Source organism: Sodalis sp. RH14 (assembly GCF_047324285.1).
Lineage (GTDB): Bacteria > Pseudomonadota > Gammaproteobacteria > Enterobacterales > Enterobacteriaceae > Acerihabitans.
The window spans coordinates 4,805,297-4,826,095 of sequence record NZ_CP178739.1 but is presented as its reverse complement, the minus strand read 5'-3'; the positions used below and the strand labels follow the sequence as shown (position 1 = coordinate 4,826,095).

The following is a 20,799-nucleotide window of genomic DNA, read 5'->3' as shown; positions in this document are numbered from 1 at the left end:
TGAATGATGGTGTTTTTTCCATCGCATCGTCGTGCCGTACGATCAGGGGATTATCCCCTATTTATCGCGCATTCCTGCATATACAATTATGACCTTTTTAGGGTACATTTATCGATATTTTCACAGTCTCTGAAGTTAAGTGATTGATTTTATGATGGCTTGGGCAACGAGACACTATTCAATCCGAAACGGAGTAATTCATGACATCCCGAAAAGAGCTGGCTAACGCCATCCGCGCGTTAAGCATGGACGCGGTGCAAAAAGCCAAATCCGGCCACCCCGGCGCCCCGATGGGCATGGCGGATATCGCCGAAGTGCTGTGGCGCGACTACCTCAACCATAATCCCGCCAATCCCAAATGGGCCGACCGCGACCGCTTTATCCTCTCCAACGGTCACGGCTCCATGCTGCTTTACAGCCTGCTGCACCTGACCGGCTATAACCTGCCCATCGAGGAGCTGAAGAACTTCCGCCAGCTGCATTCCAAGACCCCGGGCCACCCGGAATACGGTTATACCGCCGGCGTGGAGACCACCACCGGGCCGCTGGGACAAGGCATCGCCAACGCGGTGGGCATGGCGATAGCCGAGCGCACCCTGGCGGCGCAGTTTAACCGTCCGGGCCATGATATCGTCGACCACCATACCTATGTGTTTATGGGCGACGGCTGCATGATGGAAGGCATCTCCCACGAGGTCTGCTCGCTGGCCGGCACCATGAAGCTCGGCAAGCTGACGGCGTTCTACGACGACAACGGCATTTCCATCGACGGGCATGTGGAAGGCTGGTTCAGCGACGACACCGCCTCGCGTTTCGAAGCCTATGGCTGGCATGTGGTGCGCGGCGTCGACGGCCACGACAGCGCGGCGTTGAAAGCGGCGATTGATGAGGCGCGTGCGGTAACCGACCGGCCGTCGCTGCTGATGTGCAAGACGGTGATTGGTTTTGGCTCGCCGAACAAGGCCGGCTCCCATGAAGCGCACGGCGCGCCGCTGGGCGAGGCGGAAGTGGCCGCCACGCGCGTGCAACTGGGCTGGAACTATCCGGCGTTCGAGATCCCGCAGGACATCTACGCCCAATGGGATGCCAAAGAAGCCGGCGCGGCCAAAGAAGCCGCCTGGAACGATAAGTTCGCCGCCTACCGCAGCGCGTTCCCGGCGCTGGCGGCGGAGTTCATCCGCCGCACCGAAGGCCGCCTGCCCGCCGATTGGCAGGCGAAAAGCCGGGCGTATATCGAAAAACTGCAGGCTAACCCGGCCAATATCGCCAGCCGTAAAGCCTCGCAGAACGCCCTGGACGCCTTTGGCCCGGATCTGCCGGAACTGCTGGGCGGTTCCGCCGACCTGGCGCCGAGCAACCTGACGCTCTGGGCGAAATCCGTCTCCCTGGGCGACGATAAGGCGGGTAATTATATTCACTACGGCGTACGCGAGTTCGGCATGACGGCGATCGCCAACGGTCTCGCGGTGCACGGCGGCTTCGTGCCCTACACCGCCACCTTCCTGATGTTCGTGGAGTATGCCCGCAACGCGGTGCGCATGGCGGCGCTGATGAAAATCCGCTCCATCTACGTGTATACCCATGACTCCATCGGCCTGGGGGAAGATGGCCCGACGCATCAGCCGGTGGAGCAGTTGGCGAGCCTGCGGCTGACGCCGAACATGCGCACCTGGCGCCCGTGCGATCAGGTGGAATCCGCCGTGGCCTGGCAGCAGGCGGTGGAGCATGCCACCGGTCCGAGCACCCTGGTGTTCTCGCGCCAAAACCTGGCGCAGCAGCCGCGCAGCGCGCAGCAGCTGGCCGATATCGCCCGCGGCGGTTATGTGCTTAAACAATGCGACGGCACGCCTGAGCTGCTGATTATCGCCACCGGTTCGGAAGTGTCGCTGGCCGTGTCGGCGTGGGAAACGCTCAGCGCCGAAGGCCGCCGGGTGCGGGTGGTGTCGCTGCCGTCGCCGGAGGTATTCGATCTGCAGGATGCGGCGTACCGCGAGGCGGTGCTGCCGAAGGCGGTGGGCGCGCGGCTGGCCATCGAGGCCGGTATTGCCGATTACTGGTACAAGTATGTGGGCCTGAACGGCGCCATTGTCGGCATGACCAGCTTTGGCGAATCCGCGCCGGCGGAGGAGCTGTTTACCCTGTTCGGCTTCACCGCCGAAAACGTGCTGGACAAGGCGCGCACGCTGCTGGCGTAGCCTGCTGGCCTCCTCGTCACGACGCTTAAAGGCACCTGCGGGTGCCTTTTTTATTGGCGCGCCGGCGGGCGCGCTAAGCCCCCGCCGGCACGCCGCTATCCCGCTGGCCTCAGCCCGGGTTCATGGCGGCAAAGGTGGCGTCGTAGCGACCCTCCCGCTCGGCCCAGCGCCGGGCCCTGTCGCGCTCGACCAGCACTTCGCCCCGGGGGTGATCTCCCGAGGCCAGCAATTGCATGACCTCCGCTACATAAGCCGCGAGCGGAACCGCGCGCGGGTCGCGAGCCTGCCGATCGCCCGTGAGCCCGGTCTGTACGTAGGGCGGCGCCAGTTCCAGCACATCGATGGGAATATGGCGCAACTGATGGCGCAGCGATTGTAACCAGGAGTGCAGGAAGGCCTTGCTGGCGCAATACGTCGGGAAATCGGCGCGGGGTACGAAGGCTAGGTTGGAACTGGTGGCCATGATGACCGCGTCCGGCCGCCCTTGCAGCACCGGCAGAAACGCGGCGGTAACGCGCAGCACGCCCATGATATTGGTTTCCACGATGTCCCGGGCGTCGGAAACATCCCAGCCGGCCGCGGTCATGTCCTCCGCCCGCGAGATACCGGCGTTGGCGATAAGCACGTTGAGCTCAGGAAAGCGCGCGCGCACGTCGCCGGCGAGGCGGGACAAGGAGGCCGGATCGTTAAGATCGAGGGACATCCCGACCATGCCGGGCCTGCCCGCCGTGATTTCATCAAGCAGGGCCTGCCGGCGCCCCGTGACGACGACCTTATTGCCCAGGTCGTGGAAGGCATCGGCCAGCCCACGGCCGATGCCGCTGGTGCCGCCGGTGATAAGGATAGTGTTGCCGGTCATTTTCATCATTCGTCGCTCCTGTATTGTATTGTGATCGTATGCTTATGGTCTGACCGCCTCCCGACTCACCCTGCAAATGGCGAGGCGGAGAACGGCCGGGGCGCAAACGCATCCCCGCGTGATGGCGGGTTGCCCGCGCGGCCAGGGACTGAGCACGACTGTCCGGAACAAATATAAAATCATGACGCACCGCGGGCGATCGGGCGAAATAAGGGGCGGTGACGGCAAGTAACGCCGGAAAGGCCAGAGCCAGGGTAATCGCGGGGGAATGCCCCGGCAAGACAGCGGTACGAGACAGGCGGACGAATGCGAAAAAAGGGGATGATGTCATGTTAAAGCGCCTTTAGTGACCCCGAGACACTCCCTGCTGGGATCCTCTCGGCAAAGGACGCGTTGGATGACGGTAACGCCTACGACAGCGCCATGCGGGCAACTGTGCGAACGATTATTACGTGTATGTGCCTTATCGTCAATATCTGAATTTTTCCCCGACAAATGCACAAAAAAACACCGTTTTAACCGGCGGAAACGGATCTGCGTCACATATTTGGCAAAATTATTCCGCTGCTATCTAATTTTGATTATTCTAGCTGAAGCGTTTCAGTTGACGGTGGCGCCGGCGGTTTTATTCATCAGCGCCGCCTCCGCCAACCACGGGGCCCCAGGCAGTGATCACCCGCGTGGCTCCTGGCCGCGCGCTCATTTTGACCGCCGCCGGCCGGCGCGGAATTATCGCAAAAAGCGGCATGGGACGCATTTCGTGGTATAGTTGACTGTATAACATGCTCTACAATCATGACCGCATTTCAACGTTATCCTCGCCCGTCCTGACGGACGGCGGCACGCCACGGGGCGCGTGAGCACGAGACGCAACGTTTCCCCCAGGCCGGTATGTTAAAAAATAACGGTGATGAAACAAGGGCAGACAATAAACAGACACACGGCTGCGCCAATGGAGAGGTTCTCCCGCCAGGCGCAGACCGTAAGCGGCTTCTCGGCCGGCGGGCGACGATGCGCCTCCCGCCGTTCAGGCAATTTTCCAAGAATCAACAAGAGGGTTCACCATGGCTGTAATTAAGATGACCGATCTGGATCTGGCTGGTAAACGCGTGCTTATCCGTTCTGATCTGAACGTTCCGGTTAAAGACGGGAAAGTCACGTCCGACGCGCGCATCCGCGCGTCCCTGCCCACCATTGAAGCCGCCCTGAAACAAGGCGCGAGCGTCATGGTGACGTCCCATCTTGGTCGTCCGACCGAAGGCGAATACAACGAAGAGTTTTCTTTGCTGCCGGTAGTGAATTACCTGAAGGAACATATGTCCGCGCCGGTACGCCTGGCCAAGGATTATCTGGACGGCCTGGAAATCAAGCCGGGCGAGCTGGTGGTGCTGGAAAACGTCCGCTTTAATAAAGGCGAAAAGAAAGACGACGAAACCCTGGCGAAAAAATACGCCGCGCTGTGCGATATCTATGTCATGGACGCCTTCGGCACCGCGCACCGCGCCCAGGCCTCCACCCATGGCGTGGGAAAATTCGCGCCTATCGCCTGCGCCGGCCCGCTGCTGTCCAATGAACTTGAAGCGCTGGGCAAGGCTCTTGGCAACCCGGCGCGCCCGATGGTGGCCATTGTCGGCGGATCCAAGGTGTCGACGAAACTGACCGTGCTGGACTCCCTGTCCAAAATTGCCGATCAGCTGATTGTCGGCGGCGGCATCGCCAATACCTTTATCGCCGCCCAGGGCCACAACGTGGGCAAATCCCTGTACGAAGCCGATTTGATTCCTGAAGCGAAGCGCCTGCTGCAGACCTGCCAGATCCCGGTCCCGACCGATGTCCGCGTCGCCACCGAATTCTCGGAAACCGCGCCGGCCACCCTGAAATCCGCCAGCGAGATCAAAGACAACGAGCAGGTGCTGGATTTGGGCGATGTGTCCGCGCAGCAGCTGGCCGATATCCTGAAAAAAGCCAAGACCATTTTGTGGAACGGCCCGGTGGGCGTGTTCGAGTTCCCTAACTTTCGCAAAGGCACCGAAATCGTGGCCAACGCCATTGCCGACAGCGACGCGTTTTCCATCGCCGGCGGCGGCGACACCCTGGCCGCCATCGATCTGTTTGGCATCGCGGACAAAATTTCTTATATTTCCACCGGCGGCGGCGCGTTCCTTGAGTTCGTGGAAGGCAAAAAACTGCCGGCCGTGGTTATGCTTGAAGAGCGCGCAAAACAATAACGCATTAGCGAGCCGGGCGCGGCATCACGGCGCCCGCAAACATCGTTGCGAATGCAGGCTAGGGCAACGGTATTTGATTCCCTCCATCAATGGCCTACAGAACAGGACAAAGCAATATGTCTAAGATTTTTGATTTTGTAAAACCAGGCGTCATCACCGGTGACGACGTACAAAAAGTATTTGCCGTGGCGAAGGAAAACCACTTTGCCCTGCCCGCCGTTAACTGCGTAGGCACGGATTCCATTAACGCCGCGCTGGAAGCCGCCGCGAAGGTACGCGCGCCGATTATCGTTCAGTTCTCCAACGGCGGCGCGGCTTTTATCGCCGGTAAAGGCCTGAAGGTCGAAGGCCAGACTGCCGCGGTTCTCGGTGCTATCGCCGGCGCGCTGCATGTCCATCATATGGCGGAGCATTACGGCGTGCCGGTTATCCTGCATACCGACCATTGCGCCAAAAAACTGCTGCCCTGGCTTGACGGCCTGTTGGACGCGGGTGAAAAACATTACGCCGCCACCGGCAAACCGCTGTTCTCCTCGCATATGATCGATCTGTCCGAAGAGCCCCTGGAAGAAAACATTGAAATCAGCGGCAAGTACCTGGCCCGCATGGCCAAGCTGGATATGACGCTGGAAATCGAACTGGGCTGCACCGGTGGTGAAGAAGACGGCGTGGACAACAGCCATCTGGATAACTCCGCGCTGTATACCCAGCCGGAAGACGTGGCCTACGCGTATGAAAAGCTCAACGCCATCAGCCCGCGTTTCACCATCGCCGCCGCCTTCGGCAATGTGCATGGTGTTTACAAACCGGGCAACGTTAAGCTGACCCCGAAAATTCTGGATAACTCGCAGAAATTCGTTTCGGAAAAATTCGGCCTGCCGGCTAACTCCCTGAACCTGGTGTTCCACGGCGGCTCGGGCTCGACTCCGGAAGAAATTAAAGAAGCGGTGAGCTACGGCGTCGTGAAAATGAACATCGATACCGATACCCAATGGGCAACCTGGGAAGGTATCCTGAAGTATTACCACAAGAATGCCGGCTACCTGGAAACCCAGCTGGGCAGCCCGGAAGGCGACGACAAACCGAACAAGAAATTCTACGATCCGCGTGCCTGGCTGCGTGCCGGACAGGTCTCCATGGCTACCCGCCTGGAACTGGCGTTTCAGGAATTGAATGCGATAGACGTGCTGTAATTTTTCCGCCGTCATTGCCCTTCTCTAAAGGCCTCCCGCGTGGAGGCCTTTAACGTTATGATAAGGCGCATTATTTTCGGCCGTTTTTCCACCTGACGTTGGCAGTCATCCGATTATTGGTTACGCTTAAAAGGCTCCGTTGTTGCCGGCACGTCAGCGCCGGCAGGTTTTTTTTTGCAATACACCAGAGTGGGATGACCTAAATGGAAGATCTAAACGTAGTCGATAAAATCAATGACGCCGGCAGCTGGCTGGTCAATAACCAGCAATTATTAATCCATTACGCGGTGAACATCGTCGCCGCCATTATCATTCTGATCGTCGGGATGCTGGTTGCGGGCGTCATTTCGCGCACCCTCAACAAACTGATGAGAACGCGCCACATCGATATTACCGTGGCGGACTTTCTCTCCGCCATTGTCCGTTACGGCATCATCATTTTCACCATTATCGCGGCCCTGGGGCGCATCGGCGTGCAGACCGCGTCGGTGATTGCGGTTATCGGCGCCGCCGGCCTGGCGGTAGGCCTGGCGCTGCAAGGCTCGCTGTCCAATTTCGCCGCCGGTGTGCTGCTGGTGACCTTCCGCCATTTCCGCGCCGGGGAGTATGTCGATTTCGCCGGCACCGCCGGCACCGTGCTGGTGGTGCAGATCTTTTCCACCACGCTGCGCACCTTCGACGGCAAAATGATCGTGGTGCCCAACAGCAAGATCCTGTCCGGCAATATCACCAACTTCTCGCGGGAACCCAACCGGCTGATCGATTTGATTATCAGCGTGAGCTACGACGCCGATATCGAACAGGTGAAAAGCCTGCTGACCGATATTATCGCCGCCGACAGCCGCGTGCTGAAAGATAAGGGTATTACCGTGCGCCTCAACGCCCTGGGGGCCTCGTCGCTCGATTTTATGGTCCGCGCCTGGGTACCGCGGGATGCGCTGCAAAACGCCACCTTCGACCTGCTGGAAAGCTTTAAACGCGCCCTTGACGAGCACCAGATCGGCATTCCCTATCCGCAAATGGATGTGCATATGTATCGCGCGCCCAAGCCCAAATCCGAGGCGGCGGCCGAGGGCGGCCATTCGCCAGCGGCCCCGGCTGCGCCGCGGCAACCCTCCTGAGAGGCCTTGCCGCTAAACCCGCCGGCGCGGCGGGTTGTCACGCCATGCCGGCGGTCAGCCTTGCCCGCTGACGCACAGGTGATCAGATTATAAGCAATGCTAATGCAAGATTAATTTATTCCATTTCAACTGATATCCGCTTCTGATTACACTAGCGCTACTTTTTATTGGCAGCAGGCGGTGAGCGACGTGTGGGTTATTTTTATGCAGGGTTTTGCGTTGGGCATGGCGACCATTGTGCCCCTTGGGCCGCAGAATATCCTGGTGATGAACCAGGGCATACGGCGGCAATATCATTTGCTGATCGCCACTTTGTGCCTGTTAAGCGATATGGCGCTGATTATCGCCGGCGTTTTTGGCAGCAGCGCGCTGCTGTCGCAGTCGCCCATATTGTTGCAGGGCGTGACCCTGGCGGGGGTGGCGTTTTTGGCGGTGTATGGCTTTTGCGCGCTGAAAAACGCCTGGCGCGGGGAAGGGGATGACCGCGCCGGTGTCCCGGGCGAGGTCTTCCGCCCGTCGCGGCGGCGCATTATCCTTACCATGCTGGCGGTGACCTGGCTCAATCCCCACGTTTACCTGGATACGCTGGTGGTGCTGGGCAGTATCGGCGGGCAACTGGAGCCGGCGGCGCGGCGCTGGTTCGCCGGCGGCACCATCGGCGCGTCCCTGGTATGGTTCTACGGCCTGGCCATGCTGTCGGCGCGTCTGGCCCCCTGGCTTAACCGCGGCCGGGTGCAGCGCGGGATCCAGTTATTCGTCGGCGTGGTGATGTGGCTGGTGGCGCTGCAACTGGCGCGCCAGGCCTGGCAGATGTTTACCGCGCAACCGGCGTAGTGCCCGGGGCGTGGCGCTGCATGAGATTGAGAACTTATCCTATATTTTAACGCAACGGCAACGATTATGCTGGGTGCCGATAATCACGTAACGGTAAATAAGCGCAAAGGGCGTTGTTTTTAGATGAAAATGCGCAATCATAGGCGGTATTTTCATTTATATTCAGCGCATTTTGCCGCACAGGAGACGTCATGAAGGTCAAAGCATTGCTGTTAACCACCCTGTTGGGATTAGGATCGTTTACGACCCAGGCGCTGGCCGCCGAGCTTCCCGCCGGGCCGCATGTGATCACCTCCGGCACGTCAAGCGTCGAGGCGACGCCGGATATCGCCACCCTGACCATCGAAGTGTCGATTTCCTCGAAAGACGCCGCCGACGCTAAAAAACAGGTGGACGCGCGCGTGGCGCAATATTTTGATTTTCTTAATAAAAACGGCATCGAAAATAAAGATATCGACGCCGCGAACCTGCGCACTCAGCCGGAATATGATTTTTTAAAGACCGGGGAATCGGTGCTGAAAGGCTATCGCGCCGTGCGCCAGGTGCAGGTCACGCTGCGCCAGCTTGACAAGCTCAATGAACTGCTGGACGGCGCGCTGAAATCCGGCCTGAATGAAATCCGCTCCGTCGAGCTGGGCGTGGCTAATCCGGACGCCTACCGCGATCGGGCGCGCAACAAGGCGATTGAAAACGCCACTTCCCAGGCCCGTTCGCTGGCGGAAGGCTTTAAAGCCACCCTGGGGCCGATTTTCAGCATTCGTTACCATGTGGCGAACTACCAGCCGGTGCCGGTGGCGCGGATGTTTAAGACCAACGAGGCCATGTCGCAGACCGATGCGGCCCAGACCTATGTCCAGCAGGCGATCCATTTTGACGATCAGGTGGATGTCGTGTTCGAGCTGCAACGCCAGCCCTAGGCGGCGGGTGTGGCCGATGCGTCCCACTTGGGGGCGCGCCGGCGCTGTGCGGCCCTCAGGCCTGGCGCAAGACCTGCCGGCCATGGGAGAGCAGGGCGTCGGTCACTTTGCGCATCATGCGGCTTTCCGGCGCAAACCGATGCCAGAACAGCATGCGGCGCTGGTATAGGCCCGGCGTCAGGTCTATCAGTTCGCCCGTCGCCAGCTCCCGTTCGATTTGCAGATGCGGGATCATGCAGCAGGTCGTGCCCTGGCGCGCCAGCTGCACGAAGGCTTCCGATGAGTTGACGATATGGCAGGGCACGCTGCCCGGCGGCAGGTCAAAGTTCTGCTGCAAAAACGCCTGGTGCATATCGTCCAGATGGTCAAACGCCACCGCCGGCGCTTTCAGCAGCGCGCTGCGCGTCACGCCGTGGGGGAAATAACGATCGGCAAAAGGCTGGGATGCCACGAACAGATAATCCAGGGCGCCCAGTTGATCCACCAGGCAGCTCGGCAGCGGCTGGGGCTGGATACTGACCGCGCCCACCACTTCGCCGCGCCTTAGCCTTTCCTGGGTACGCGTTTCATCTTCCACCTGTAAATTAAGGCGGATAGGCGAATCGGTCAGCACCGGTTTCAGCGCCGGCAGCAGCCAGGTCGCCAGGCTGTCGGCATTCACCGCCAGCGACAGCAGCAGCGGCGTGTCGCTGCCGTTATCGGTGCCCAGCCATTCGTCCTCCAGCAATTCCACCTGATGCAGCAAGGCCAGCAGCTTTTGCCCTTGTTCGGTGGGCCGTGGGGGAATGGTACGCACCAGCAGCGGCTGGCCGAACAGGTTTTCCAGTTGTTTTATGCGCTGCGATACCGCGGATTGGGTGATACATAATTTTTGCGCGGCGCGTTCAAAACCCCGTTCCCGTATCACGGCGTCAAGCGCCTGCAGCGTCCGATAGTCCGGGCGTTTCATTCTTTATCCCCTGCGTCGATATCTCTGTGCATCAATAGGTACTTTTTGGTCACCGGTTTTCACTATGCCATAGATTGACCCGGTTGCGGACGCAAAATTTCAGCCGTGTCAGGCGCGGGCATCCGGGATGCGGCGGGTTGTGGCGGAATTCACGCCATCGGCGATGATATTGTTTTATAATACCGCCCACTTTCCGTAGCCAAGGGCTTAATTATTTATGACGCAGGATGAACTGAAAAAGGCGGTGGGCTGGTCGGCATTGAAGTATGTGAAACCGGGCACGATCGTCGGCGTCGGCACCGGGTCCACCGCCGCGCATTTTATCGATGCCCTGGGCAGCATCAGGAATCAAATCGAAGGGGCGGTCTCCAGTTCGGACGCGTCTTCGGCCAAGCTGAAGAGCCTCGGTATCCCGCTGCTGGATCTCAACAGCGTCGACGTGCTGGACATCTATGTCGACGGCGCCGATGAAATCAACGGCCAGATGCAGATGATCAAAGGCGGCGGGGCGGCCCTGACGCGCGAAAAAATCATCGCGGCGGTCGCGCGTAAATTTATCTGTATCGTCGATGGATCCAAACGGGTGGACGTCCTGGGCAATTTTCCCCTGCCGGTGGAAGTGATCCCGATGGCGCGCGCCTATGTGGCGCGCGAGCTGGTGAAACTGGGCGGATTGCCGGAGTACCGCCAGGGCGTGGTAACCGATAACGGCAATATTATCCTGGACGTGCGCAACCTGCGCATCCTGGACGCGGTGGCCCTGGAAGACAAAATCAACAGCCTGCCCGGCGTGGTGACCGTGGGCCTGTTTGCCCGGCGCGGCGCGGATGTGGCGCTGATCGGCACCGCCGGGGGCGTTCAGGTTATCGAGTAACGGGCCGGTTTTACCGCCGCCCGGCGCCGCCGCCGGCTTGCCACGCCGGCGGCGGCGGATGTTAATTTTGTTTACATAGCATCTTTTATCGCCGCAGGCGAAATTCAGTGATAAATGTCACATTTATGCCATCGGCCTGCTATATATATGACGCTTCTCCACCAGACCAGAGGATTTATCCATAGCAATCGCTTATGGCTGCGTCTTATGCTGTCTTAAGGATAAACGGCCCTGTTGCCGCCACGGTAATTTTTGTTATTTTGTCCGGGTGCTGTGTGTTGCAGTCGCATCTGAAGTCTCAAAAAGGGTCGGGAAATGGCAAAAGTATCGCTGGAAAAAGATAAGATTAAGTTTCTGTTGGTCGAAGGTGTTCACCCCAGCGCGGTGGATAACCTGAAACGCGCCGGTTATACCAATATTGAATACCATAAGGGCGCGCTGGATTCCGCGGCACTGAAAGCCTCCGTGCGCGACGCGCACTTTATCGGCATCCGATCCCGTACCCACCTGACGGAAGACATCTTTGCCGCGGCGGAAAAACTCGTTGCCGTCGGCTGCTTTTGTATCGGCACCAATCAGGTCGATCTGAAAGCCGCGCTGAAAAAAGGCGTGCCGGTATTCAATGCGCCTTTTTCCAATACCCGCTCCGTGGCGGAATTGGTGCTCGGCGAAATGCTGCTGATGATACGCGGCGTCCCGGAGGCCAACGCCAAGGCGCACCGCGGCCAGTGGAACAAGCAGGCGAGCGGCAGCTATGAAGCGCGCGGCAAGAAACTGGGCATCATCGGTTACGGCCATATCGGCACCCAGCTGAGCATCCTGGCGGAAGGCCTGGGGATGCAGGTGTTCTATTACGATATCGAGAGCAAACTGTCCCTGGGCAACGCGCGCCAGGTGGATTCGCTGCCTGAGCTGCTGGGTATGTGCGACGTGGTCTCCCTGCATGTGCCGGATACCCAGTCCACCCGCAATATGATGGGCAAGGAAGAATTCGGCCATATGAAGCCGGGGTCGCTGTTTATCAACGCCTCGCGCGGTACGGTGGTGGATATCCCGGCCCTGTGCGACGCCCTGGCCAGTAAACATATCGCCGGCGCCGCCGTGGACGTGTTCCCGGAAGAGCCCGCCACCAACAGCGATCCGTTCAACTCGCCGCTGTGTGAATTCGATAATGTGATCCTGACGCCGCATATCGGCGGATCCACCGAGGAAGCGCAGGAAAATATCGGCGTGGAAGTGGCGGGCAAACTGGCCAAATACTCCGATAACGGTTCGACCCTGTCGGCGGTCAATTTCCCGGAAGTCTCGCTGCCGGAACATGGCGATAACGTCAGCCGTTTACTGCATATCCATGAAAACCGTCCCGGGATCCTGACCCGCATCAACCAGATTTTTGCCGAGCAAAGCATCAATATCGCCGCCCAGTATCTGCAAACCACGCCCGAAATCGGTTATGTGGTCATTGATGTGGAAACCGATACCGAAAATACCGCCCTGCAGCTGCTGAAGGCGATACCCGGCACTATCCGCGCCCGCCTGCTGTACTGATAGCTGCGCGCCTGACGTGGTCGACCCCAGCCCCGGCTTAGCAAGCCGGGGTTTTTTTATGGGTACCGCCAGCTTACCGCGCACGCCGGGTACACCACCGGGCCAAGGGCTGCCATCCGTCCCCGGCGGTTTACCAGCGCCAGTGCCGCGACGGGGTAACAATTTCCGGCAACGGGATATCCCAGGGCTCCGCCGGTATGGCGTCCACCTGCTGGCAATCGTGGGCCAGCCCGATGGGGTAGAAGCCGGCGCCGCGCCGCCAGTGCCGCAGGGTGCGATCGTAAAAGCCGCCGCCCATGCCCAGGCGCTGGCCCCGGGCATCAAAGGCCACCAGCGGGGTAAACAGGATATCGAGATGCCGCGCCGGCAAGAGCTGGGTCACGTCCAGCCGCGGCTCGCTGATATGCAGGCGGTTCAGCACCAGCGGCGTATCGGGCCTGTAGCGCAGGAACAACAGGTGGCCCGGGCTGAAAGGGTGCAGCACCGGCAAATAGACGCGCTGGTCGCGTTGCCAAAGCGCCTCAATAAGCGGCCGGGTATCCAGCTCGCCGTCAAACGATAAAAACAGCGCCAGGCTGCGGGCCGCGGTAACCCGCGGGTCGGCCAGCAGGGTTTTGACCAGCGCCGCGGCCGCAGCGGCCTGTTCGGCCGGGGTGAGCCGGCGGCGTTGCCGGCGGATATGGTTGCGGAGGCTTTGCCGCTGCAGGGACGTTTCGGGCGACTGGATCATGGCTGATTACGCGCTATACCGGAAAAAGAAGGTAATAAAGTATGTCATAAAGACGGTCCGGGGGGATGTCATAACGTACGCGGATAAAGAAATCGGGTCTGAAAAAACGCTGTCGGGGAATAGAGTGTGGCAGGGGGGGGGAAGCCTGATACGCCGTGCCGAGAGCCGTACCAAGCCGCGCCGCTGACGCGCGCGTCCGCTGCTGATGCAAGCCGACGCTACGCTATAAAGGGATCTCCGAGATGCCGCCGCAGGCTGTAACCCTTGAACCCATGGTTCAAGGTGAACGCAGCGTTATAACCTTAAGGCTTCTCGGACGAACCGAGCTTGCGCACCAGTTACAGATCGCCACATTCTTGTGGTAAAAATTATCGGCTCAGGGGACGGGCCCGCTGGCGAACACCTCAGAGAAATTTTGTATTCCTGTTCCGCGGGATTTTCCCGGCGGCTATCGTTACTCGAACTGCGTGCCTGGTCGCTCGGAGATACGGCCCTGTTCTACCAGTGCCTGCTCAATCGTCTGCTGCAGTAACCGGATCCGCTGTTCCATGTTGGCGGCGTAATCACGGGTTTTAACTCTTTCCTGCGCCAGTTCGTGGCATACGTTCAGTGCCGCGATAAAAACAAGCTGTTCTGTATTGGTGACTCTAGTGCGAACTTTGAGATCTTGCAACCGCTGATTAAGATCTTCCGCCGCCTGGTTCAACGCTTCTTGTTGTTCCGGCGGGCAATTTACCCTTAACGTGCGGCCAAAAATTTGAATATCTACCGGTTGTGCGGACATACCACCTTCCTGCTTTGTTACCGCGCCGACGCCAGGCCACTCCCGTTTCACCATTGCGGGAGCACAGGGCGGGCGCAACTATACTCTATATCCATGCGCTATATCAAACAGAAGAATCCATATAAAACAGAAGATACACGCCCTTTCTGGTATAGCTACGGACCTTGGTGGTAGCATAACACGAACTTATCCTGCCAACGACGATGAAAGCGCATGTCTATACAAAATACCTTTCCCGACTACGATAACCTGACCCAACTGCTTAACCAACAGGCCGTGGCGCTGACGCCGGCGGAAATGCATGGTTTGATAAGCGGCATGCTGTGCGGCGGCAACAAGGATCACAGTTGGCAGACGCTGGTGCACGAGCTGACCAACGAGGGCATGGCCTTTTCCCAGACCCTGGCCGACCCGCTGCGCCAGCTGCACGAAGCCACCGCGCAAACCCTGGACGACGAGGAGTTTATGTTTCAGCTGCTGCTGCCCGACGACGACCGCGCCACGGTATTCGAGCGCGTGGACGCGCTGGCCGGCTGGGTAAATCATTTCCTGCTGGGGCTGGGCGTGATGCAGCCGCATCTGGATAAAATCAAGGGCGAGCTAAAGGAAGCCATCGACGATCTGCGCAATATCGGCCAGCTCGGCTATGACGAAGATGAAGATCAGGAAGAGCTGGCGCAGTCGCTGGAGGAAGTCGTTGAATACGTGCGTATGGCCGCCATTCTTTGCCATAATGGATTTACCCGCTCGGAGCACGCCGGCCCGCTGGAAAAGCCAAAGCCGACGCTGCACTGATCGCCGCAACCGGCAGCACCGCCCGTTGAATTGTTGAGAGTATGGCAAGGCAGGAGAGAGTGATGACATCACAAGAATTTTTACGCCGCCGGCAGGCATTGTTGGCCAACATGGCTCCGGCCAGCGCCGCCGTCATTTTTGCGGCGCCGGAGGCGACGCGCAGCGCCGACAGTGAATATCCCTATCGCCAGAATAGCGACTTCTGGTATTTCACCGGGTTCAACGAACCGGAGGCGGCGCTGGTGCTTATCAAAAGCGACGCGACCCATTCGCACAGCGTGCTGTTCAACCGGGTGCGCGATCCCGGCGCCGAGACCTGGTTCGGCCGCCGCCTGGGCCAGGAGGCCGCCCCGGCCAGACTTGCCGTGGACCGGGCCTTGCCGTGGGACGAAATCAATCATCAGTTGCACCTGCTGCTGAACGGACTGGATGTGGTCTATCACGCCCAGGGACAATACGCCTTTGCCGATACCCTGGTGTTTAACGCCCTCGATACCCTGCGCCGCGGCTACCGTCAGCATTTGCGCGCGCCCGCCACACTTACCGACTGGCGCCCCTGGGTGCACGATTTCAGGCTGGTTAAATCGGCGGAGGAGCTGGCGGTCATGCGCCGCGCCGGCGAAATCACCGCGCTCGGGCATACCCGCGCCATGCGGGCCTGTCGTCCGGGGCAGTATGAATACCAGCTGGAAGGCGAAATCCTGCATGAATTCAACCGGCACGGCGCCCGCTATCCTTCCTACAATACCATCGTCGGCAGCGGCGAAAACGGCTGTATTCTGCACTACACCGAAAACGAGGCGCAGATGCGCGACGGCGATCTGGTGCTTATCGACGCCGGCTGTGAATACCAGGGGTATGCCGGCGATATCACCCGCACCTTCCCGGTGAACGGCAAGTTCAGCCCCGAGCAGCGGGCGGTGTACGACATAGTGCTGGCGATGCTGGAGAAATCCCTGGCGTTGTACCGGCCGGGCACCAGTATCCGCGAAGTCAATGAACAGGCGGTGCGGGTTATGGTCTCCGGGCTGGTGGCGCTGGGCGTAATGAAGGGCGACGTGGACGGGCTTATCGCCGCCCAGGCCCATCGGCAGTTCTTTATGCACGGCTTAAGCCATTGGCTGGGGCTGGATGTGCACGACGTCGGCGACTACGGCACCCCGGAGCGGGGCAGGACCCTGGAGCCGGGCATGGTGCTGACCATCGAGCCGGGCATTTATATCGCCGCGGACGCGGATGTGCCGCCGCAATATCGCGGCATCGGCATCCGCATCGAGGACAATATCGTTATCACCGAACAGGGCAACGACAACCTCACCGCATCGGTGGTCAAGGACCCGGATGCCATCGAAGCGCTGATGGCGGCGGCGCGCTAGCCTATGTCGGTGATCATTATCGGCGGCGGCATGGCCGGCGCCACCCTGGCGCTGGCCTTGTCCCGCCTGACCGGCGGGCGGCTGGAGATCGATTTGGTGGAAGCGGCCGCGCCGGAAAGCCGGCGCCATCCCGGTTATGACGCCCGCGCCATCGCCCTGGCCCAGGGCACCAGCCAGCAATTAACCGCCATCGGTGTCTGGCCTTCGCTGATGTCCTGCGCCACGCCCATCACCCGTGTCGAGGTCAGCGATAGCGGCTATCCGGGTAAAGTCTCGCTGTCCGCGCGCGATTACCGCGTACCCGCGCTGGGTTATGTGGTGGAGCTGCACGACGCCGGGCAGCGTTTATTTGCCCTGCTGCGCCAGGCGCCGGGGGTAAGGCTGCACTGCCCCGCGACGCTTACGGATATTACCCGCCGCCAGGACGATATTCTGGCGCGGCTTGACAACGGGACGGAGCTGACCGGCTCGCTGCTGGTGGCGGCGGACGGTTCGCACTCGCAGGCGGCGCGCCATTGCCATATGCAGTGGCGCCAGGAGGACTATGGGCAACTGGCGATTATCGCCAATGTCACCACCGCTGAGGCGCATCAGGGCCGGGCTTATGAGCGTTTTACCGAACATGGGCCGCTGGCCATGCTGCCCATGTCGCAGGGGCGCAGCGCGCTGGTGTGGTGCCTGCCGCAGTCCATGCGCCAGGAAATCACCGGCTGGAGCGAAAGCCGGTTTATCGACGCGCTGCAAGCCGCCTTCGGCTGGCGGCTCGGGCGTATTACCGCCTGCGGGCAGCGGCAGTGTTACCCGCTGCAGCTGCGCACCGCCACGCGCCAGGTAAGCCATCGGCTGGCGCTGGTGGGCAACGCGGCGCAAACCCTGCATCCTATTGCCGGCCAGGGGTTCAACCTGGGCTTGCGTGACGTGATGACCCTGGCGGAAACCCTGGCCGAGGCCCTGGCGCGGGGCGAGGACCCTGGCGCCTACGCCACCCTGCAGCGCTATCAGCAGCGCCGCCTGCCCGATAAGGACCGCACGGTCGGCATTACCGACGGCCTGATACATTTGTTTGCCAACCGGCATCCGCCGCTGGTGGTGGCGCGTAACCTGGGTCTTGCCGCCATGGCCGCTTCGCCGGGGCTGCGCGCCGCGCTGGCGCGGCAAACCCTGGGCTGGGTGGCGCGTTAGCACCCTTACGCTGGTTCCCGGTCTTTAAAAGGATATTACAGTTATGCAAGCATTTGACGTGGTCATCAACGGCGGCGGCATGGTCGGCCTGGCGCTGGCCTGTGGACTCCAGGGCAGCGGCATGCGCGTGGCCGTGCTGGAACAACAGGCGCCGGAGCCGGTGCCGCCGGCCGATAACCCCGCGCTGCGGGTATCGGCCATCAACGCCGCCAGCCAGCGCCTGCTGGAACACCTGCAGGTCTGGGACGATATCGTCGCGCTGCGCGCCAATCCCTACCAGGGCATGCAGGTCTGGGACAACGACGGCTTCGGCAATATCGCCTTTGACGGTAAACAGCTGGGCTACGCCCATCTGGGCCATATCGTCGAGAACCCGGTTATCCACCAGGCGCTGTGGCGCCGGGCCGGGCAGCTGTCCGACGTGACGCTGCTGTGCCCGCGCGCGCCGCGCCAGATTGCCTGGGGCGAGAACGAAGCGTTTATCACCCTCGACGACGGCGGCATGCTGACCGCCCGGCTGGTGGTGGGCGCGGACGGCGCCAACTCCTGGCTGCGCCGCTACGCCGATATTCCGCTGACTTTCTGGGATTACCAGCATCACGCACTAGTGGCCACCGTGCGTACCGAACATCCGCACGGCGGCATTGCGCGCCAGGCCTTTCACGGCGACGGCATCCTGGCGTTCCTGCCGCTGAGCGATCCGCATCTTTGCTCCATCGTCTGGTCCCTGCCGCCCGAGATGGCGCAGTCGCTCCAAGAACAGGCGCCGGCCGGATTTAACGCGCAGCTGGCTGCGCACTTCAACCTGGCGCTGGGGTTATGCGAATTGCAAAGCGAACGGTTAACCTTTCCCCTGACCGCCCGCTATGCGCGGGATTTCGCCGCCCACCGCCTGGTGCTGGTGGGCGACGCGGCGCATACGGTCCATCCGCTGGCCGGGCAGGGGGTAAATCTCGGTTTTATGGACGTGGCGGAACTGCTGTCGGAGCTGCGCCGGCTGCAGCAGGCCGGCAAGGATATCGGCCATCATCCCTACCTGCGGCGCTATGAGCGCCGTCGCAAGCATAGCGCCGCCGTGATGCTGGCCGGCATGCAGGGGTTCCGCCAGTTGTTCGACGGCAATAACCCGCTGAAAAAATGGGTGCGCGACGCGGGACTGCGCCTGGCCGATACGGTACCCGGGGTCAAACCCCGGCTCATCCGCCAGGCCATGGGGTTAAACGATCTGCCCGCATGGCTGGAACCGGGCGCGGTTTGACTGAAATAAACTAATTTAACCCGCTATTTTGCATTATATTTTCTAATCCGATATCGGGAATAAAGTCTTTGCCCCTGACCAAAGTCAGGGTTTTTTGTTATCATATTTTGCTTTTGACGGCCGGCATTTATTGTTTGTGCGCCGTATTCGCCACTTTGCCAACATAACATGCTGATTCATGCCTATTCCCTCCGCCTGCGCCGCCCTGGCCGCAGGATAATTTAATTTATGGTTTCCCCCGGGATTCAGTGGTAACTTCTGGCAAAAGGTATCGTTTGCGCCGCCGGATTCGCTGTGGGCGTCGCGGCGTAAAATTCAATTTTACAGCTCCTGATTTGACGACAAAGAGGACGAGATGGCCCAGCTGACATCGTTGTATGAACAGCACATAGCGTGCGGCGCGAAAATGGTGGACTTCCATGGCTGGATGATGCCGCTGCACTATGGCTCCCAGCTGGAGGAGCATCACCAGGTGCGCCGCGACGCGGGCATGTTTGATGTGTCCCATATGACCATTATCGATTTAACGGGTCCGCGCACCCGCGAATACCTGCGCTACCTGCTGGCGAACGACGTGGCCAAGCTCACCGTGCCCGGCAAGGCGCTCTATAGCGGCATGCTGAACGCCTCAGGCGGCGTTATCGACGATCTGATCGTCTATTTCCTCGAAGAGACTTATTTTCGCCTGGTGGTGAATTCCGCCACCCGCGACAAAGACGTCACCTGGGTGACCGACCACGCGGCCCCCTACGGTGTGTCGGTACGGGTACGCGACGACCTGGCGCTGATTGCCGTACAGGGCCCGCGGGCGCAGGAGAAAGCGCGCACGCTGTTTACCCCCGGGCAGCAGGCGGCGGTGGCCGGGATGAAACCGTTCTTCGGCGTGCAGTCGGAGGATTTATTTATCGCCACCACCGGGTATACCGGCGAGGCGGGATTTGAAATTGCGCTGCCGAAAACCGAGGCGGAGTCCTTCTGGCGCAAACTGCTGGCGGCGGGCGTCAAACCCTGCGGCCTGGGCGCGCGCGATACGCTGCGCCTGGAAGCCGGCATGAACCTGTACGGCCAGGAAATGGATGAGCGTATTTCTCCGCTGGCGGCCAACATGGGCTGGACCATCGCCTGGCAGCCCGAGGATCGGGATTTTATCGGCCGCGAGGCGCTTGAAGCCCAGCGCCGCGCCGGCACCGACCAACTGGTCGGCCTGGTGATGACGGAAAAAGGTGTGCTGCGCAACGACCTGACGGTACACTTTACCGACGCCGACGGTAATATGAAAACGGGCGTGATAACCAGCGGTTCGTTCTCGCCCACCCTGGGTTTCAGCATTGCCATGGCCCGCGTGCCCGCCGGTATCGGCGAGCACGCCATTGTATTAATCCGTAACCGCGAAATGCCGGTTAAGGTGACCAAACCTGGTTTTGTACGCGCCGGTAAACCGGTCGTTCAATAATTAACTTTGCAAGAGTGAGGAAGGCAATGAGCAATGTGCCGCAAGAACTAAAATATACCCCCTCCCACGAATGGGTGCGCAACGAAGGTAACGGCGTGTATACCGTCGGCATTACCGAACATGCCCAGGAACTGCTGGGCGATATGGTGTTTCTCGACCTGCCGGACGTCGGCACATCCTTCGCCGCCAGCGACGATTGCGCGGTAGCCGAATCAGTGAAAGCCGCCTCGGATATCTATGCGCCCATCGGCGGCGAGATCGTGGCGGTGAACGAAGAGCTGGAAGCGTCGCCGGAACTGGTGAACAGCGCGCCCTACACCGAGGGCTGGTTGTTCCAGATCAAGGCCGACGACGAAAGCGAGGTCGCCGGATTGCTTGACGCCGAGGCCTATGAGGCCACGCTCGACGAAGACGAATAACCGCCACCGAGACCCGGTCCCGCACGGTTAATTAGCCGTCCGGAGGCCAACAGGCGGGACAGGGCGTTGGAATACCGGCCCCTG

The 20,799-nt window shown here is 60.3% G+C and carries 18 protein-coding genes and 1 other RNA gene; 14 read left to right on the top strand and 5 right to left on the bottom strand.

Annotated elements, in window-relative coordinates:
* Positions 1 to 200 precede the first annotated feature (200 nt).
* On the top strand, positions 201 to 2,195 hold the full coding sequence (gene tkt, locus ACL2XQ_RS21960) for a transketolase (protein WP_413739701.1): 1,995 nt from the start codon (positions 201 to 203) through the stop codon (positions 2,193 to 2,195).
* A gap of 109 nt (positions 2,196 to 2,304) precedes the next feature.
* Here the strand turns inward: tkt and ACL2XQ_RS21955 are convergent, their stop codons facing one another.
* Complete coding sequence (locus ACL2XQ_RS21955) at positions 2,305 to 3,063, bottom strand: SDR family oxidoreductase (protein WP_410013583.1); 759 nt, start codon at positions 3,061 to 3,063, stop codon at positions 2,305 to 2,307.
* A gap of 1,055 nt (positions 3,064 to 4,118) precedes the next feature.
* On the opposite strand from ACL2XQ_RS21955, the gene pgk reads away from it, so the two are divergent.
* The 5 genes from pgk to ACL2XQ_RS21930 all read left to right on the top strand — a co-directional run bounded on the left by pgk (position 4,119) and on the right by ACL2XQ_RS21930 (position 9,347).
* Positions 4,119 to 5,282, top strand: a complete 1,164-nt coding sequence (pgk, locus tag ACL2XQ_RS21950; RefSeq protein ID WP_410013584.1) for a phosphoglycerate kinase — start codon at positions 4,119 to 4,121, stop codon at positions 5,280 to 5,282.
* A gap of 116 nt (positions 5,283 to 5,398) precedes the next feature.
* Positions 5,399 to 6,475, top strand: a complete 1,077-nt coding sequence (fbaA, locus tag ACL2XQ_RS21945; RefSeq protein WP_413739700.1) for a class II fructose-bisphosphate aldolase — start codon at positions 5,399 to 5,401, stop codon at positions 6,473 to 6,475.
* Positions 6,476 to 6,678: 203 nt separating this feature from the next.
* Positions 6,679 to 7,596: a small-conductance mechanosensitive channel MscS gene (gene mscS, locus ACL2XQ_RS21940; RefSeq protein WP_410013586.1), complete on the top strand. Its 918-nt coding sequence runs from the start codon at positions 6,679 to 6,681 to the stop codon at positions 7,594 to 7,596.
* Positions 7,597 to 7,800: 204 nt separating this feature from the next.
* Positions 7,801 to 8,430 carry a LysE family transporter gene (locus ACL2XQ_RS21935; RefSeq protein WP_413740541.1) on the top strand — a complete coding sequence of 210 codons (630 nt, stop codon included), beginning with the start codon at positions 7,801 to 7,803 and terminating at the stop codon, positions 8,428 to 8,430.
* A gap of 191 nt (positions 8,431 to 8,621) precedes the next feature.
* Positions 8,622 to 9,347 carry an oxidative stress defense protein gene (locus tag ACL2XQ_RS21930; RefSeq protein ID WP_410013587.1) on the top strand — a complete coding sequence of 242 codons (726 nt, stop codon included), beginning with the start codon at positions 8,622 to 8,624 and terminating at the stop codon, positions 9,345 to 9,347.
* A 55-nt stretch (positions 9,348 to 9,402) separates the two neighbouring features.
* Here ACL2XQ_RS21930 and ACL2XQ_RS21925 read toward each other — a convergent pair whose 3' ends face one another.
* The gene (locus ACL2XQ_RS21925; RefSeq protein ID WP_410013588.1) at positions 9,403 to 10,296 is read right to left on the bottom strand and encodes a LysR family transcriptional regulator ArgP; all 894 of its coding nucleotides are present in this window, start codon (positions 10,294 to 10,296) and stop codon (positions 9,403 to 9,405) included.
* A 217-nt stretch (positions 10,297 to 10,513) separates the two neighbouring features.
* Between ACL2XQ_RS21925 and rpiA the strand changes: the two genes are divergently transcribed.
* Positions 10,514 to 11,170 (top strand): ribose-5-phosphate isomerase RpiA, encoded by a 657-nt coding sequence (gene rpiA, locus ACL2XQ_RS21920; protein ID WP_410013589.1) that lies wholly within the window; start codon positions 10,514 to 10,516, stop codon positions 11,168 to 11,170.
* Between the two features lie 315 nt (positions 11,171 to 11,485).
* On the top strand, positions 11,486 to 12,718 hold the full coding sequence (gene serA / locus ACL2XQ_RS21915; protein WP_413721421.1) for a phosphoglycerate dehydrogenase: 1,233 nt from the start codon (positions 11,486 to 11,488) through the stop codon (positions 12,716 to 12,718).
* Positions 12,719 to 12,848: 130 nt separating this feature from the next.
* On the opposite strand, the gene ACL2XQ_RS21910 is transcribed toward serA, so the two are convergent.
* From ACL2XQ_RS21910 to zapA, 3 genes are all read right to left on the bottom strand, one after another.
* Positions 12,849 to 13,448, bottom strand: coding sequence for a 5-formyltetrahydrofolate cyclo-ligase (locus tag ACL2XQ_RS21910; RefSeq protein WP_413739699.1), 600 nt, complete (start codon positions 13,446 to 13,448; stop codon positions 12,849 to 12,851).
* A gap of 230 nt (positions 13,449 to 13,678) precedes the next feature.
* A non-coding RNA gene (gene ssrS / locus ACL2XQ_RS21905) (6S RNA) lies at positions 13,679 to 13,862 on the bottom strand.
* A gap of 40 nt (positions 13,863 to 13,902) precedes the next feature.
* Positions 13,903 to 14,232, bottom strand: coding sequence for a cell division protein ZapA (zapA, locus tag ACL2XQ_RS21900; RefSeq protein ID WP_410013592.1), 330 nt, complete (start codon positions 14,230 to 14,232; stop codon positions 13,903 to 13,905).
* Positions 14,233 to 14,445: 213 nt separating this feature from the next.
* On the opposite strand from zapA, the gene ACL2XQ_RS21895 reads away from it, so the two are divergent.
* From ACL2XQ_RS21895 to gcvH, 6 genes are all read left to right on the top strand, one after another.
* Positions 14,446 to 15,027, top strand: a complete 582-nt coding sequence (locus ACL2XQ_RS21895; RefSeq protein ID WP_413739698.1) for a YecA family protein — start codon at positions 14,446 to 14,448, stop codon at positions 15,025 to 15,027.
* Positions 15,028 to 15,089: 62 nt separating this feature from the next.
* Positions 15,090 to 16,403: a Xaa-Pro aminopeptidase gene (gene pepP / locus ACL2XQ_RS21890; RefSeq protein WP_410013594.1), complete on the top strand. Its 1,314-nt coding sequence runs from the start codon at positions 15,090 to 15,092 to the stop codon at positions 16,401 to 16,403.
* A 3-nt stretch (positions 16,404 to 16,406) separates the two neighbouring features.
* On the top strand, positions 16,407 to 17,585 hold the full coding sequence (gene ubiH, locus ACL2XQ_RS21885) for a 2-octaprenyl-6-methoxyphenyl hydroxylase (protein ID WP_413739697.1): 1,179 nt from the start codon (positions 16,407 to 16,409) through the stop codon (positions 17,583 to 17,585).
* A gap of 43 nt (positions 17,586 to 17,628) precedes the next feature.
* Entirely contained in the window at positions 17,629 to 18,843 is a 1,215-nt protein-coding gene (ubiI, locus tag ACL2XQ_RS21880) for an FAD-dependent 2-octaprenylphenol hydroxylase (protein WP_410013596.1), read from the top strand.
* Between the two features lie 355 nt (positions 18,844 to 19,198).
* Entirely contained in the window at positions 19,199 to 20,296 is a 1,098-nt protein-coding gene (gene gcvT / locus ACL2XQ_RS21875) for a glycine cleavage system aminomethyltransferase GcvT (RefSeq protein ID WP_413739696.1), read from the top strand.
* A 26-nt stretch (positions 20,297 to 20,322) separates the two neighbouring features.
* Positions 20,323 to 20,715: a glycine cleavage system protein GcvH gene (gcvH, locus tag ACL2XQ_RS21870; RefSeq protein WP_410013598.1), complete on the top strand. Its 393-nt coding sequence runs from the start codon at positions 20,323 to 20,325 to the stop codon at positions 20,713 to 20,715.
* The last annotated feature ends 84 nt before the right edge of the window (positions 20,716 to 20,799 follow it).

Coding starts and splice junctions, on each gene's coding strand:
- pepP (WP_410013594.1), top strand. CDS start 15,090: ATGACATCACAAGAATTTTTACGCCGCCGGCAGGCATTGTTGGCCAAC.
- zapA (WP_410013592.1), bottom strand. CDS start 14,232: ATGTCCGCACAACCGGTAGATATTCAAATTTTTGGCCGCACGTTAAGG.
- ubiI (WP_410013596.1), top strand. CDS start 17,629: ATGCAAGCATTTGACGTGGTCATCAACGGCGGCGGCATGGTCGGCCTG.
- ACL2XQ_RS21930 (WP_410013587.1), top strand. CDS start 8,622: ATGAAGGTCAAAGCATTGCTGTTAACCACCCTGTTGGGATTAGGATCG.
- tkt (WP_413739701.1), top strand. CDS start 201: ATGACATCCCGAAAAGAGCTGGCTAACGCCATCCGCGCGTTAAGCATG.
- ACL2XQ_RS21955 (WP_410013583.1), bottom strand. CDS start 3,063: ATGATGAAAATGACCGGCAACACTATCCTTATCACCGGCGGCACCAGC.
- ubiH (WP_413739697.1), top strand. CDS start 16,407: ATGTCGGTGATCATTATCGGCGGCGGCATGGCCGGCGCCACCCTGGCG.
- gcvT (WP_413739696.1), top strand. CDS start 19,199: ATGGCCCAGCTGACATCGTTGTATGAACAGCACATAGCGTGCGGCGCG.
- gcvH (WP_410013598.1), top strand. CDS start 20,323: ATGAGCAATGTGCCGCAAGAACTAAAATATACCCCCTCCCACGAATGG.
- ACL2XQ_RS21910 (WP_413739699.1), bottom strand. CDS start 13,448: ATGATCCAGTCGCCCGAAACGTCCCTGCAGCGGCAAAGCCTCCGCAAC.
- ACL2XQ_RS21895 (WP_413739698.1), top strand. CDS start 14,446: ATGTCTATACAAAATACCTTTCCCGACTACGATAACCTGACCCAACTG.
- pgk (WP_410013584.1), top strand. CDS start 4,119: ATGGCTGTAATTAAGATGACCGATCTGGATCTGGCTGGTAAACGCGTG.
- ACL2XQ_RS21935 (WP_413740541.1), top strand. CDS start 7,801: ATGCAGGGTTTTGCGTTGGGCATGGCGACCATTGTGCCCCTTGGGCCG.
- mscS (WP_410013586.1), top strand. CDS start 6,679: ATGGAAGATCTAAACGTAGTCGATAAAATCAATGACGCCGGCAGCTGG.
- serA (WP_413721421.1), top strand. CDS start 11,486: ATGGCAAAAGTATCGCTGGAAAAAGATAAGATTAAGTTTCTGTTGGTC.
- fbaA (WP_413739700.1), top strand. CDS start 5,399: ATGTCTAAGATTTTTGATTTTGTAAAACCAGGCGTCATCACCGGTGAC.
- ACL2XQ_RS21925 (WP_410013588.1), bottom strand. CDS start 10,296: ATGAAACGCCCGGACTATCGGACGCTGCAGGCGCTTGACGCCGTGATA.
- rpiA (WP_410013589.1), top strand. CDS start 10,514: ATGACGCAGGATGAACTGAAAAAGGCGGTGGGCTGGTCGGCATTGAAG.